This window comes from Proteus hauseri (assembly GCF_040139125.1).
GTDB classification, from domain to species: Bacteria; Pseudomonadota; Gammaproteobacteria; order Enterobacterales; family Enterobacteriaceae; genus Proteus; species Proteus hauseri_B.
In genome coordinates this window covers 119631-134007 of sequence record NZ_JBEEUB010000009.1, presented here as the reverse complement: position 1 = coordinate 134007, position 14377 = coordinate 119631, and the positions used below count along the sequence as shown (strand labels likewise).

The following is a 14377-nucleotide window of genomic DNA, read 5'->3' as shown; positions in this document are numbered from 1 at the left end:
AGTGTGGGTTAATTAAATCATGAAATACTTAGTCACTGGCGCAGCCGGATTTATTGGCTTTCATTTAATACAAAAGCTAATTCAACAAGGTGAAACTGTTGTAGGCATCGATAACCTAAATGATTACTACGATGTTTCTTTAAAAGAATCTAGACTTAACCTATTAAATAAATTAGATAATTTTTTCTTTTCTCTAATTGATGTTGCTGATAGAGAAAAAATAGCACAGCTATTTGAAACTGAAAAATTTGATAAAGTCATACATCTTGCAGCACAAGCTGGCGTAAGATATTCATTAGTTAACCCATTTTCTTATGCTGACAGTAATTTAACTGGTTTTCTAACCATCTTAGAAGGTTGTCGTCATAATAATGTAAAACATCTTATTTATGCTTCATCAAGTTCTGTTTATGGCTTAAATGACGAGTTGCCATTTTCACCTCATGATCAGGCTAATCATCCTGTTTCATTATATGCGGCAACTAAAAAAGCTAATGAATTAATGGCGCATAGCTATTCTCATCTCTATGGTATTCCAACAACAGGGTTACGCTTTTTTACTGTTTATGGTCCTTGGGGGCGTCCTGATATGGCTTTGTTTAAGTTTACCAAAGCTATTATTAATGATGAGCCTATTGATATTTATAACAACGGCGAAATGCAACGTGATTTCACTTATGTTGAAGATATTGTTGAAGGAGTAGTTCGTATTGCTGATGTTATTCCTTCGCCTGAAAAAGAGTGGAAAGTAAGTACAGGAACACCAGCTAATAGCTCTGCACCTTATAAAATTTATAATATTGGCAATGGTTCACCTGTGAAACTGATGGATTATATTAGTGCATTAGAAACACAGTTAGGTAAAACAGCGATTAAAAATATGTTACCAATGCAACCTGGCGATGTTTATACCACATGGGCAGATACTGAGGATTTATTTAAGGCAACAAACTATAAACCTCAAACCAGTGTGAATGATGGTGTAAAGCAATTTGTTGATTGGTATAAAAATTACTATCAAGTTAAATAAACCATGCTCAATATCGTCTTATTTGAACCCGAAATTCCACCAAATACGGGTAATATCATCCGCCTGTGTGCAAACACAGGCTTTCATCTTCATTTAATCCAGCCACTGGGTTTTACTTGGGATGATAAACGCTTACGTCGTGCAGGGCTTGATTATCGTGAGTTTGCTGATATTAAACAGCATCATGATTATTATGCTTTTTTAGAAAGTGAAGGACTAAGCCCTGATAATGCACAGTCGCCTACTGGTGCTCGATTATTTGCTTTAACCACAAAAGGTAAACCTGCGCATAGTAATGTGAGTTATAAAGATGGTGATTACTTATTATTTGGTCCTGAAACTCGCGGTTTACCGCCTTATGTATTGGATAATATGCCAATGCAGCAAAAAATCCGAGTACCAATGCTTGCAGATAGCCGCAGTATGAATTTATCAAATACTGTTGCGGTGGTAGTTTTTGAGGCATGGCGGCAGTTGGGTTATCCCGGTGCATTACTTAGAGATTAAATCTAATCAGTGGTGTAAGCAGTGTTTAAATAAAACTTATTTTTATTACAGGTTTACTTCTCTTATTTAATTTTATCTTTATAAAACAAGAGTAACAAAAAGGCGCGATATCATCGATATTGCGCCTTTTTTATGTTCTATGACTCATACTAAATAATTGTTTTCTTGTTTTTTATACAGCCATTAAATCCCATCACCACACTCAAAACCAGACACAGAACCATTAAAGTGTTGATCCATATCTAGTGAAGGTTTGTCACTTGTTGGACGTCCAACAATACGGGCGGGTACACCAGCAACGGTAGTATGTGCAGGAACTTCATGTAAAACCACAGATCCAGCGCCAATTTTAGCGCCTCGTCCAATCTCAATATTGCCAAGAATTTTAGCACCGGCACCAATCATTACACCTTCGCGTACTTTAGGGTGACGATCACCGCCCGTTTTACCTGTACCGCCTAATGTAACGGACTGCAAAATAGAGACATCATTCTCAACAACAGCGGTTTCGCCAATCACAATGCCTGTTGCATGATCGAGCATAATGCCATGCCCAATACGCGCTGCAGGATGAATATCTACCCCAAAAGAGACTGAAATCTGGTTTTGTAGGTAAATCGCAAGTGCTTTGCGCTCTTGTTGCCATAACCAATGAGCAATGCGATAAGCCTGTAAGGCGTGAAAACCTTTTAAATAAAGTAGTGGAGTGGAGTATTTATCAACGGCAGGGTCGCGTAAACGAACGGCTGAAATATCATAAGCAGCAGACTCAATCATGGAAGCATCGCTACGATAAGCATCTTCAACAATCTCACGCACAGCAATCGCTGGCATGGTTGGCGTTGCCAATTTATTGGCTAACATATAGCTTAACGCACTACCAAGATTCTCATGTTTAAGCAGTGTTGCATGAAAAAAACTCGCCAAAATAGGCTCGCAATCCGCTAACGCTCTTGCTTCACATTTAATATGATCCCAGACTCGTTTTAGTTCTTCTAGCGACATACTCACTCTCATTATTTTTACATTAAAGCCCAAGTCTGGACTTAGGCTTTAATGAGTATTTATAGGCTTACATTTAGTATGGATATACCTTGATACCTTAGAACAACCCGTGCTTTAAAATAAGCTTAGAATAACGAGCTGTCTACTTCATCTTTGGTTGCCCGTCCTAATAAAGCTAATGCAGCCTCTTTCACATCTTTATGCTGATATAAAATCTGGTAGATCTGCTCAGTTATAGGCATTTCAACACCAACTTGCTCTGCGAGTGCACGCACTTCTTTGGTATTGCGATAACCTTCAACTACCTGACCAATGGCTTCTTGTGCTGCATCTACATCAACACCTTGACCCAGCATCATACCAAAACGGCGGTTACGTGATTGGTTATCGGTACAGGTTAAAACTAAATCACCTAAACCTGCCATACCCATAAAAGTCGCCGCATCTGCACCTAATGCTTTACCTAAACGACTCATTTCAGCAAGGCCACGAGTAATTAATGCAGTACGCGCATTGGCACCAAACCCCATACCATCAGACATACCCGCACCAATGGCGATAACGTTTTTAACTGCACCACCTAATTGCACACCGATAAAATCAGGATTTTTATAAACACGGAAACTTTTACCACAATGGAAAAGTTGCTGTAGTTCATCAGAAAATGCATTGTCCGTTGAAGCAACAGAAATAGCAGTAGGTAAACCCGCAGCAAGTTCTTTAGCAAAAGTAGGACCCGATATTACTGCTAATGGGATTTCATTACCTAATACTTCACGCGCCACATCTTGCAACAAGCGCCCAGTATGTGCTTCAAGTCCTTTCGTCGCCCAAACTACACGCGCATCCTGACGTAAAAAGGGTTTGATCTGTTGTAATACATCTCCAAAGACATGGCTTGGGATCACAATCAGAATATTACGGCTCGCTTCTATCGCTTTTTGCAAAGAAGCTTCCATATGTAAACTATCAGGAAAGGAAACATCCGGCAGAAAAGCCTGATTACAGCGTGCCTGCTCTAATGCGGCAACGTGTGCAGATTCATGACCCCACAGAACAACATCATGACCATTACGTGCCAGTGTAATCGCTAAAGCGGTGCCGTATGAACCGGCACCGATAACTGTCATAGAAGCATTGTTCATTAAGCTTCTTCAGCTCCTGCATTTGGAGCATCCTGTTGCTGTAAATAGTTCATAAACAGCGCATCAAAGTTAACAGGTGCTAAATTCAGTTGTGGGAAAGTACCACGGCTAACTAAGTTAGTGATACATTCACGAGCATAAGGGAACAGAACATTTGGGCAATATGCACCTAAGCAATGAGCCAGCTGCGTTCCTTCAATACCTTCAACAGTGAAAATACCTGCTTGTTGAACTTCACACAGGAATGCAGTTTCGTTATCCATTGTTGCAGTAACCGTTACACGCAGGACAACTTCATACACATTTTCAGCCAAAGTATTAGAAGAAGTATCAAGGTCTAATTTAACTTCTGGTTGCCACTCTTTTTGGAAAACTTGTGGGGCATTAGGCGCTTCAAAAGAGATATCTTTTGTATAGATACGTTGAATTTGAAAAGTCATCTCTTGGTTTTGCTGTTCTGACATAATAATCTTACCTTTTTATATCCTTATTAATTGAATAGCAGTAAGTATAGAACTCAATCTGCCCGCTCGTTATTTTTTGCCCTTAGCAAGTGGTAAATTCTCACCACTCCAGCCTGAAAGGCCATCTTTTAAAATAAAGACCTTTTCAAAACCGAGTTTAATTAGGCTTTCGGCTGGTTTTGCACCTTCCATACCGGATGGAGAAACAACGATAACTGGCTGTGATTTATACTTCTCCAGCTCAGCAATATTGTTATCTTTGATTTCAGAAGGTGTTAAATTGATAGAATCAATAATGTGCCCTTTACGGAACTCATCACGGCTACGGATATCAACACACACCGCACCCTCTTTATTTATCAAAGAAATAGCTTCTGTACGGGAGATATTTTTCGTTTTTGAAAATAGCCCTTTAAAGGTCAGCACAATGACCGCCACCAGCAGCGCAACCCAAGCAAAACTTAACAGGGTGTGCCGGTTGAAAAATTGCATTACTTCTTGCAGCATAGGATGCAATCACTCTCGTTGGTTAAAAATAGTATCAAAGGGTCAAAGTATACCTTTGTAATGGCGCAATTACAGCCTATTACTTCTTTTCTCTTGCAGTTTTTGCGGAAAATTTCTCAACAATCATTTTTTTTATTGACGGATTTCTGTACCATTAGCATTGGAAAATCCTATGAAGAAGATTCGGAAGGTTCACTTCTTTCCCTCCACAGGATCCCTCTTCAGGCAAGCTATTAAAAAACCAGCATCCACAATAATGGCTATTCTACGAGAGAAAATCACGCTCTCTGTCAGATTTCGCACCTGTCTGAGATAAAACAACTATCTGTTATTTATTTAAAAGTATTGAGAACACGAGCATGTCGCAAACAAATCAAGTGCCTAAAATTGGATTCGTTTCATTAGGTTGTCCTAAAAATTTAGTGGACTCCGAACGTATCCTAACCGAACTGCGTACAGAAGGTTATCAAGTTGTTCCCACCTATAATGATGCTGATTTAGTCATCGTCAACACCTGTGGGTTTATTGACAGTGCAGTACAAGAATCTCTTGAGGCAATTGGTGAAGCACTCGATGAAAACGGTAAAGTCATTGTTACTGGCTGTTTAGGTGCAAAAGAGAACCAAATTCGTGAAGTGCACCCTAAAGTGCTAGAAATCACCGGTCCTCACAGTTACGAACAAGTTTTATCACATATTCATCATTACGTACCAAAACCTGATCACAATCCTTTTGTTAGCCTTGTGCCTGAACAAGGGGTTAAATTAACACCGCGTCATTATGCTTATTTAAAAATCTCTGAAGGCTGTAATCACCGTTGTACGTTCTGCATTATTCCTTCTATGCGTGGCGATTTAGATAGTCGTCCCATTGGCGATGTATTAAATGAAGCGAAAAGATTAGTTAATGCAGGTGTTAAAGAGTTACTGGTTATCTCTCAAGATACCTCTGCTTATGGTGTTGATACCAAACACCAAACTGGTTTTTGGGATGGAATGCCGGTAAAAACCAGCATGACAAGCTTATGTGAACAGCTAGCAAAATTAGGCATTTGGGTGCGATTGCACTACGTTTATCCTTATCCTCATGTTGATGATGTTATTCCATTAATGGCTGAAGGGAAGATCCTGCCTTATTTAGATATTCCTTTACAGCATGCAAGCCCTAAAGTATTAAAATTAATGAAACGTCCAGGTTCTGTTGAACGTACTTTAGAGCGTGTAAAACGTTGGCGTGAAATTTGTCCTGAACTGACACTGCGTTCGACTTTTATTGTCGGCTTTCCTGGCGAAACAGAAGAAGATTTCCAAATGTTATTGGATTTCTTAACTGAAGCACGTTTAGACAGAGTGGGTTGCTTTAAATACAGCCCAGTAGATGGCGCAAAAGCCAACGTATTACCAGACCAAATACCAGAAGAAGTGAAAGAAGAGCGTTATCACCGTTTTATGCAGTTACAGCAGCAAATCTCAACAGAACGTTTGCAGGAAAAAATTGGTAAAACATTACTGGTGATGATTGACGAAGTAGACGAAGAAGGCGCAATTGGTCGTAGTATGGCTGATGCACCAGAAATTGATGGTGCTGTTTATCTAAATGAACAATTTGATGTTGAACCAGGACAAATAGTACGCGTTCTGATTGAACATGCCGATGAGTATGACCTTTGGGGTACTATCGTCGAGTAATATATTTAATCGACAGCGCGATATTCTATTGCGCTGTCACACTGATTGTCTCTTTTTCCTCTCACCGACTATTATTGCTTTATAATCTCGAATTAATTAAATAGATTACTTATTAAGTATTATCTGAAATTACGTCTTTATTTCCTGTTAACTGGTTAGTTGCTGAATGACATGAAATAATCTTACAAACTGTTATTTAAAGGTACTTTGGTCAGATGGCAGAGAAAAAGGTTCTTCAAAAAAAAATGTATCAGCCTTCTCGTGTATTCTCTTTACCGTTAATCACGTTGCTTATTAGCACCTCTTTATTCTCTGCGACCAGCGTTTTTGCCAATACATTAACGGATAACCGTAATCAGCTTAAAGATCTCCAAACCACCATTGCCGAAAAAGAAAAGCAAGTTCAAGAGCAGCAAAAGCAACGCACATCTTTACTTACACAATTAAAAACGCAAGAAACACAAATCTCTCATGCGGGGCGTTCTGTTCATGAAACGCAAAATCGCTTACAGACATTGGGAAAAGAGATAAAAACAATTACGGCGAATATTGCACGTTTGCAAACCCAATATAATTCTCAGCAACAGCTATTATCTCGCCAAATGGATGCAGCTTATCGCCAAGGAAAACACCAAGGTATTGAGCTGCTATTTCGTGGGGAAGAGGGGCAGCGCGAAGAGCGCATTTTAGCGTATTACAGCTATATCAACGATGCGCGTAAAGAAACCATGGCGCAGTTAGCACAAACATCAAAAGAACTTGAAGCTGAGAAAAATGCTCAGCAAGCCAAGCAAAATGAGCAAAAACAAGCGCTCACAAAACAGCAGCAAGAAAAGCAAAAACTGGATAATGCGCTAGCTGCTCGCCAAAAAACACTCACTCAACTTGAATCAACATTAAAAGAAGACCAGCGCAATTTAGCCACAATGCGCGCTAACGAAGCACAATTAAGAAATAAAATCGCGCAAGCTGAGCGTGAAGCAAAAGCTCGTGCTGAACGAGAGGCAAGAGAAGCGGCACGAATTGCGGCAAAACAGCGTGACGCCCAACAACGTGGTTCAACTTACAAGCCAACCGCAGAAGAACAGTCGTTGATGTCTCGAACTGGCGGCTTAGGCAAACCCGCAGGACAAGCAATTTGGCCAATTCGAGGTTCATTATTACATCGCTTTGGTGAATCTATCTCGGGTTCTGGGGAGTTACGTTGGAAAGGTATTGTTATACCTGCGGCACAAGGCACTGAAGTTAAAGCCATTGCTGATGGTCGCGTTTTACTTGCCGACTGGCTACAAGGCTATGGTTTAGTGGTAGTTGTAGAACACGGTAAAGGGGATATGAGCCTTTATGGTTATAACCAAAGTGCATTAGTTAATGTAGGACAACAAGTTAAAGCAGGACAACCTATCGCATTAGTGGGTAACAGTGGTGGACAAGAACGTTCAGCACTCTATTTTGAAATCAGACGTCAAGGGAAAGCCGTTAACCCAGTACCTTGGCTTGGGAGGTAGTTTTGCTATTTTTTAGTGCATTGCAACACGTAACATCTTGGACAACGCGTTTAATATTACTGAGTTTAGTATTAACGACACCCACAATTGCTGCACAGTTGGCAATTGTGATTGATGATTTTGGTTATCGCACTAAAGAAGACAATCAAATATTACAGCTTCCAATCGCGGTTTCCGTTGCGATTTTACCCGACTCACCTCATGGAAAAGAGGTTGCCAACAAAGCGCATGCTCAAGGTAGAGAAATTCTAATTCATATGCCAATGGCACCTATCAGTAAACAACCGCTAGAGCGCGACACATTAAAAACCGATATGGGGCAAGACGAAGTCAATCGTATTATTCAGCATGCTATTAATAATGTGCCTTATGCTGTGGGTATGAATAATCATATGGGTAGTGCAATGACATCTGACAGGCAAGCAATGGATCGAGTGATTAAGGCGCTCAACCACTCTAATCTCTATTTCCTAGATAGTGTGACTATTGGTAATACTCAGGCAGCTATTGCAGCAAAAGCTGCAGGGGTGCCCTCTTTACGTCGCCATGTATTTTTAGACAATGTACAAACTGAAGCTGAAACTCGCCAACAATTAGCACGGGCTATTGCTTTAGCGCGTAAAAATGGCTCAGCGATTGCGATTGGTCATCCTCATCCTTCAACAGTCAGAGCATTGCAGCAACAACTGCCGTTATTACCAGCTGATATTCAACTGGTGGCGCCAAGCGTACTATTAAAACCTCAATCGATTAAACCAACGCAACCCAAAGTACCAGAACAACCCAAAACACCTGAAAAAGAGCCAACAGAACAACCTCAAGCACCAAAACCCGCGTCATGGTTAAAGCCAGCACAACAGGCAATTATCTCGATAAAAAAGAGTACAGTGGTGAAAACATTTTCAGGTATTACGTCACCTAAGCAACAATTACAACAAGTAGTACCTGAATCCAAGCCGCTGCAAAATGATAAACCTGCAGAAATGACTCAATAGAAAAGAGCCCATATTGGGCTCTTAATAGCTCTATTTTGCACCACAACTTACTGCCAATCTAAAATTACTTTGCCCGATTGACCTGAACGCATGATATCAAAACCTTTTTGGAACTCACCGATTGGAAATTGATGTGTAATAATAGGAGTAAGATCGAGACCAGACTGGATAAGTGCAGCCATTTTATACCAGGTTTCAAACATCTCTCGACCATAGATACCTTTAATAAATAAGCCTTTAAAGATAACTTGCCCCCAATCTATCGCCATATCTGAAGGTGGAATACCCAGTAATGCAATACGACCACCATGATTCATAGTACTCAACATAGTACGAAATGCTGGAGGTGCTCCAGACATCTCTAATCCCACATCAAAACCTTCGGTCATTCCCAGTTCTTTCATTACATCAGTAAGGTTTTCTTTACCGACATTCACGGCTCTGGTTACGCCCATTTTTTTCGCTAGATCAAGGCGATATTCATTTACATCAGTAATAACGACATGACGAGCACCCACATGTTTACAAATTGCGGCAGCCATAATACCAATAGGACCCGCACCTGAAACTAATACATCTTCTCCCACTAAATCGAATGAGAGCGCTGTGTGTACCGCATTACCAAAGGGATCAAAAATAGCCGCTAATTCATCAGGAATGTTATCTGGAATTTTAAACGCATTAAAAGCAGGAATAACTAAATATTCAGCAAAACAACCTGGGCGATTAACACCAACCCCAATGGTATTACGGCATAAGTGTGTACGACCACCACGACAGTTTCGGCAATGACCACAAGTGATATGCCCTTCACCAGACACTCGGTCACCAATACTAAAGCCTTTAACTTCTTGTCCTATTGCGACTATTTCACCAATATATTCGTGACCCACAACCATAGGCACAGGAATTGTTTTTTGAGACCATTCATCCCAATTATAAATATGAACATCAGTACCACAAATTGCCGTTTTGCGAATTTTGATCATCACATCGTTATGACCAAGTTCAGGTACTGGCACATCTGTCATCCAGATGCCTTCTTGCGCCTTTAATTTTGACAATGCTTTCATAATGAGAACCTTATGCAATCACATTCAGTTGTTTGCCGATTTTAATAAACGCTGTAACAGCACGTTCAATTTGCTCAGTGCTATGTGCTGCTGACATTTGTGTACGAATACGTGCTTGCCCTTGTGGTACAACAGGATAAAAGAATCCAGTGACGTAAATACCTTCATCAAGTAAACGTGTGGCAAACTCTTGCGCTAATTTCGCATCGCCTAGCATTACTGGAATAATCGCGTGATCAGCTCCCGCCAATGTAAAACCCGCAGCACTCATTTTTTCACGAAAAAGCGCTGCATTGCGCCATAAGCGAGAACGGATTTCGTCACCAGACTTCAGCATCTCTAATACGGCAATAGAAGCTGAAACTATTGCTGGAGCTAATGAATTTGAGAATAAATAAGGGCGAGAACGTTGACGTAACCATTCCACCACTTCTTTACGTGCTGCGGTATATCCACCTGAAGCGCCACCTAATGCTTTACCTAAAGTACCAGTGATAATGTCTACTCTACCCATCACATCACAATATTCATGAGTACCGCGACCTTGTGCACCAACAAACCCCACAGCATGAGAGTCATCAACCATGACTAATGCGCCATATTCATCAGCTAAATCACAAATACTTTTAAGGTCAGCAATGACACCATCCATCGAAAATACGCCATCTGTTGCAATCATAATATGGCGGGCATTATCAGCTTTCGCTTTTTCTAATTGTGCTTTTAACTCAGCCATATCATTGTTAGCGTAGCGGTAGCGTTTTGCTTTACATAAACGAACACCATCGATAATAGAAGCATGGTTTAGTGCATCAGAAATAATGGCATCTTCGGGTCCCATTAGGGTTTCAAACAATCCGCCATTAGCATCAAAACAAGAAGAGTATAAAATGGCATCTTCCATACCTAAGAACTCAGCGATTTTATTTTCTAATGTTTTATGTGAATCTTGAGTACCACAAATAAAACGCACAGAAGCCATACCAAAGCCATGACTATCCATGCCTGCTTTTGCCGCTTCAATTAATTTGGCATGATTAGCTAAACCTAAATAGTTATTGGCGCAAAAATTAATAACATGACTGCCATCAGCGACGGCAATATCTGCACTTTGTGAAGAGGTAATAATGCGCTCATGTTTAAACAGACCATCTTGACGAGTTTGTTCTAGTTGTTGATCAATCTGCTGATAGAAAGAGTGGGTAGACATATTTTCTCCTAAGACTGCTGGCGAAAAGAGGTAACATATAAGGATTGACTATAATCTAGTCAGTTTTGTTTCTTATTTTATGCCTTTGTTCTATTAAAAACGACAAATGTAAATAAATAATGTTATTTATGTAATTAAGATCACTAATATGCACTACGTTTTTCGTAAATTTCAGTCTGTTCTTCCATGATGAATACTACCGTTAAGACTGTTCAGTGTTATTATAGACCTAGAGCTAATTTTTAGATTTTATAGGAAGGGGTAGCCATATGATTATCGTCACTGGCGGTGCAGGTTTTATCGGCAGCAATATTGTTAAAGCATTAAATGATGAAGGTTATACTGATATTTTAGTTGTTGATAACCTTAAAGATGGTACTAAGTTTGTTAATTTAGTCGATCTCAATATCACCGATTACATGGATAAAGAAGACTTTATTGCCAGCGTCGTTGCAGGTGATGATTTCGGCGATATCGATGCCATTTTCCATGAAGGTGCTTGCTCTTCTACCACTGAGTGGGATGGCAAATATATGATGGACAACAACTATCAATATTCAAAAGAGCTACTCCATTTTTGTCTTGAACGCCAAATTCCGTTTTTATATGCCTCTTCTGCAGCAACTTATGGTGGTCGTACTGATAACTTTATTGAAGAAAGAAAATTTGAAGCACCATTAAATGTTTATGGTTATTCAAAATTCTTATTTGATGAATATGTTCGCCAAATTTTGCCTGAAGCAGAGTCGATGATTTGCGGCTTCCGTTATTTTAATGTTTATGGTCCGCGTGAAGGACATAAAGGTGGCATGGCAAGTGTTGCATTCCATTTAAATAACCAAGTCAATGCGGGACAAAATCCAAAATTATTTGAAGGTAGCGAAACCTTCCAACGTGACTTTATTTATGTTGGTGATGTTGCTGCGGTTAATTTATGGTTCTGGCGTAATAATGTATCGGGTATTTTTAACTGTGGTACGGGTCGTGCTGAATCATTCCAAGCTGTCGCTAACGCGGTTATTGCGCATCATACCGATAAAGACCTTTCTATCGAACATATTGAATTTCCTGAAAAATTAAAAGGTCGCTATCAAGCCTTTACGCAAGCCGATTTAACTAATTTACGTAAAGCAGGTTATACCGCACCGTTTAAAACCGTCGCTGAAGGTGTTGCACTCTATATGCAATGGCTAAATCAGGATAAATAATCGTCGTCTATGAAAATCTTTGTGGTTGGTCCTTCATGGGTTGGGGATATGATGATGTCCCAAAGCCTATATCGAACACTAAAAGCATTACATCCAGCAGCAACTATTGATGTGATGGCACCAGCTTGGTGCCGTCCATTATTAGAGAAGATGCCAGAGGTAAATCAAGCCATTCCTATGCCATTAGGACATGGTGCTTTAGCGATAGGTGAACGTAGGCGTTTAGGTAAACAGTTAAAAGAGAGCGGTTATACACACGCGTATATATTACCTAACTCTTTTAAATCTGCTTTAGTCCCTTTCTTTGCAGATATTCCTAAACGTACAGGTTGGCGTGGTGAAATGCGTTATGGGTTATTAAACGATTTACGCCCTCTCAATAAAGAGGCATTCCCGCTAATGGTTGAGCGCTATATTGCATTAGCTTATGACAAGCAAAAAATGCAAAAAGCAGCAGATATTCCTCAACCGCTGTTGTCGCCTAAATTGTCTGTTAGCAATGATGATATCACCACCACATTAAGTGCATTTTCATTGCCAACGCAGCGCCCTGCAATAGGCTTTTGTCCTGGCGCTGAGTTTGGTCCCGCTAAGCGTTGGCCCCATTATCATTATGCTGCATTAGCTCAAAAGCTGATTACTGAGCAAGGTTATCAAATTTTCCTATTTGGCTCGCAAAAAGACAGAGACGCCGGTGAAGAGATAAAACAGTCGCTAACGCCAGAGGCGTGCGAGGCGTGTTTTAACCTTGCTGGTGAAACCTCACTTGAGCAAGCGGTTAACTTACTTGCATCCTGTAAAGCTGTCGTCAGCAATGATTCTGGCTTAATGCATGTAGCAGCCGCATTAGATCGCCCATTAGTGGCACTTTATGGTCCTAGTAGCCCTGATTTTACACCGCCATTATCAGATAAAGCGCGAGTTATCCGTTTAATTACCGGTTATCACAAGGTGCGTAAAGGCGATGCCGAACAAGGCTATCATCAAAGCCTTATTGATATTCAGCCAGAGCAAGTATTTACAGAGCTAAAAAACTTACTTTCGACGGAGCCATCAGCGTGAAGCGGGTATTAATCGTAAAAACATCTTCTATGGGCGATGTATTACATACATTGCCTGCATTAACAGATGCAATAAACGCTTATCCTGATATTCGTTTTGATTGGGCTGTTGAAGAAGGCTTTGCACAAATTCCTAGCTGGCATAGCGCAGTAGATAGCGTTATTCCAGTCGCAATTCGTCGTTGGCGTAAAAATTGGTTTAGTGCCTCTATTCGCGCTGAACGTGCTAAATTTCGCCAAACAATCCAAACTCATCATTATGATGCTGTAATCGATGCGCAAGGCTTACTTAAAAGCGCATTTTTTGTGACTCGTTATGCCAACGGTATTAAACATGGCTATTCACGACAAAGTGCCCGTGAACCTTTAGCCAGTTTTTTCTACGATATTCGCCACGATGTCAGCAAAAAAATGCATGCCGTTGAGCGTATACGCCAACTGTTTGCATTGAGTTTGGATTATCCAATCCCTCAATCTCAGGGTGATTATGGTATTGCACCACATTTTCTCGCACTTCCTGCATTTGATGAACGCCCTTATTTAGTATTTTTGCATGCAACGACGCGTGATGAAAAACATTGGCCAGAATCCCATTGGCGAGAATTAATTGCCCTACTTGCAGATTCTGGATTACGCATTAAATTACCTTGGGGTGCAGAGCATGAGCATCAACGTGCAATACGATTAGCTCAGGGATTTGAGTATGTAGATGTGCTACCTAAAATGTCATTAGCAGAAGTTGCCCAAGTGATTGCAGGTGCTAAAAGTGTGGTTTCTGTCGATACTGGGTTGAGTCATCTTACTGCGGCATTAGATAAACCCAATATCACCCTATTTGGCCCTACCGACCCCGGATTAATCGGCGGATATGGTAAGGCACAAACAGCAGTGAAAGCTGAAGGTGGGGATATTGGGGAGATTAGTGCAGAACAAATTATCAATATTATCGATAGTTAGTCTAATAAAACCCTAAAAA

14 protein-coding genes are annotated in these 14377 nt (G+C 40.4%); 8 read left to right on the top strand and 6 right to left on the bottom strand.

What is annotated here, in order from left to right; translation table 11 throughout:
* Window positions 1-19: 19 nt before the first annotated feature.
* Both ABN099_RS15065 and trmL read left to right on the top strand, forming a co-directional pair.
* The gene (locus ABN099_RS15065) at window positions 20-1030 is read left to right on the top strand and encodes an NAD-dependent epimerase (RefSeq protein ID WP_349464802.1); all 1011 of its coding nucleotides are present in this window, start codon (window positions 20-22) and stop codon (window positions 1028-1030) included.
* Between the two features lie 3 nt (window positions 1031-1033).
* On the top strand, window positions 1034-1537 hold the full coding sequence (gene trmL, locus ABN099_RS15060) for a tRNA (uridine(34)/cytosine(34)/5-carboxymethylaminomethyluridine(34)-2'-O)-methyltransferase TrmL (protein ID WP_349464800.1): 504 nt from the start codon (window positions 1034-1036) through the stop codon (window positions 1535-1537).
* Window positions 1538-1720: 183 nt separating this feature from the next.
* Here the strand turns inward: trmL and cysE are convergent, their stop codons facing one another.
* The 4 genes from cysE to ABN099_RS15040 all read right to left on the bottom strand — a co-directional run bounded on the left by cysE (window position 1721) and on the right by ABN099_RS15040 (window position 4658).
* Window positions 1721-2542, bottom strand: a complete 822-nt coding sequence (cysE, locus tag ABN099_RS15055) for a serine O-acetyltransferase (RefSeq protein WP_349464798.1) — start codon at window positions 2540-2542, stop codon at window positions 1721-1723.
* 125 nt (window positions 2543-2667) lie between these two features.
* Window positions 2668-3687, bottom strand: coding sequence for an NAD(P)H-dependent glycerol-3-phosphate dehydrogenase (gpsA, locus tag ABN099_RS15050; RefSeq protein ID WP_349464796.1), 1020 nt, complete (start codon window positions 3685-3687; stop codon window positions 2668-2670).
* Window positions 3687-4151 (bottom strand): protein-export chaperone SecB, encoded by a 465-nt coding sequence (gene secB / locus ABN099_RS15045; protein ID WP_349464794.1) that lies wholly within the window; start codon window positions 4149-4151, stop codon window positions 3687-3689. The genes gpsA and secB overlap by 1 nt, the downstream gene beginning before the upstream one ends.
* A gap of 69 nt (window positions 4152-4220) precedes the next feature.
* Complete coding sequence (locus tag ABN099_RS15040) at window positions 4221-4658, bottom strand: rhodanese-like domain-containing protein (RefSeq protein ID WP_349464792.1); 438 nt, start codon at window positions 4656-4658, stop codon at window positions 4221-4223.
* Between the two features lie 359 nt (window positions 4659-5017).
* Here ABN099_RS15040 and rimO point away from each other — a divergent pair, with 359 nt between their 5' ends.
* From rimO to ABN099_RS15025, 3 genes are all read left to right on the top strand, one after another.
* The gene (gene rimO, locus ABN099_RS15035; protein ID WP_349464790.1) at window positions 5018-6346 is read left to right on the top strand and encodes a 30S ribosomal protein S12 methylthiotransferase RimO; all 1329 of its coding nucleotides are present in this window, start codon (window positions 5018-5020) and stop codon (window positions 6344-6346) included.
* Window positions 6347-6561: 215 nt separating this feature from the next.
* The gene (gene envC, locus ABN099_RS15030; RefSeq protein WP_349464788.1) at window positions 6562-7854 is read left to right on the top strand and encodes a murein hydrolase activator EnvC; all 1293 of its coding nucleotides are present in this window, start codon (window positions 6562-6564) and stop codon (window positions 7852-7854) included.
* 2 nt (window positions 7855-7856) lie between these two features.
* Window positions 7857-8849, top strand: a complete 993-nt coding sequence (locus tag ABN099_RS15025; RefSeq protein ID WP_432807517.1) for a divergent polysaccharide deacetylase family protein — start codon at window positions 7857-7859, stop codon at window positions 8847-8849.
* A 47-nt stretch (window positions 8850-8896) separates the two neighbouring features.
* Here ABN099_RS15025 and tdh read toward each other — a convergent pair whose 3' ends face one another.
* Together tdh and ABN099_RS15015 are read right to left on the bottom strand one after the other, a co-directional pair.
* Window positions 8897-9922 carry an L-threonine 3-dehydrogenase gene (tdh, locus tag ABN099_RS15020; RefSeq protein WP_349464787.1) on the bottom strand — a complete coding sequence of 342 codons (1026 nt, stop codon included), beginning with the start codon at window positions 9920-9922 and terminating at the stop codon, window positions 8897-8899.
* 10 nt (window positions 9923-9932) lie between these two features.
* Window positions 9933-11132, bottom strand: a complete 1200-nt coding sequence (locus tag ABN099_RS15015; RefSeq protein WP_349464785.1) for a glycine C-acetyltransferase — start codon at window positions 11130-11132, stop codon at window positions 9933-9935.
* Between the two features lie 269 nt (window positions 11133-11401).
* Here ABN099_RS15015 and rfaD point away from each other — a divergent pair, with 269 nt between their 5' ends.
* Genes rfaD through rfaC form a run of 3 tightly spaced genes read left to right on the top strand, consistent with a single transcriptional unit; the run spans window position 11402 to window position 14358 of the window.
* The gene (gene rfaD / locus ABN099_RS15010; protein ID WP_349464783.1) at window positions 11402-12340 is read left to right on the top strand and encodes an ADP-glyceromanno-heptose 6-epimerase; all 939 of its coding nucleotides are present in this window, start codon (window positions 11402-11404) and stop codon (window positions 12338-12340) included.
* A 9-nt stretch (window positions 12341-12349) separates the two neighbouring features.
* Window positions 12350-13402, top strand: coding sequence for an ADP-heptose--LPS heptosyltransferase RfaF (gene rfaF / locus ABN099_RS15005; RefSeq protein ID WP_349464781.1), 1053 nt, complete (start codon window positions 12350-12352; stop codon window positions 13400-13402).
* Window positions 13399-14358, top strand: coding sequence for a lipopolysaccharide heptosyltransferase RfaC (rfaC, locus tag ABN099_RS15000; RefSeq protein ID WP_349464779.1), 960 nt, complete (start codon window positions 13399-13401; stop codon window positions 14356-14358). The genes rfaF and rfaC overlap by 4 nt, the downstream gene beginning before the upstream one ends.
* The last annotated feature ends 19 nt before the right edge of the window (window positions 14359-14377 follow it).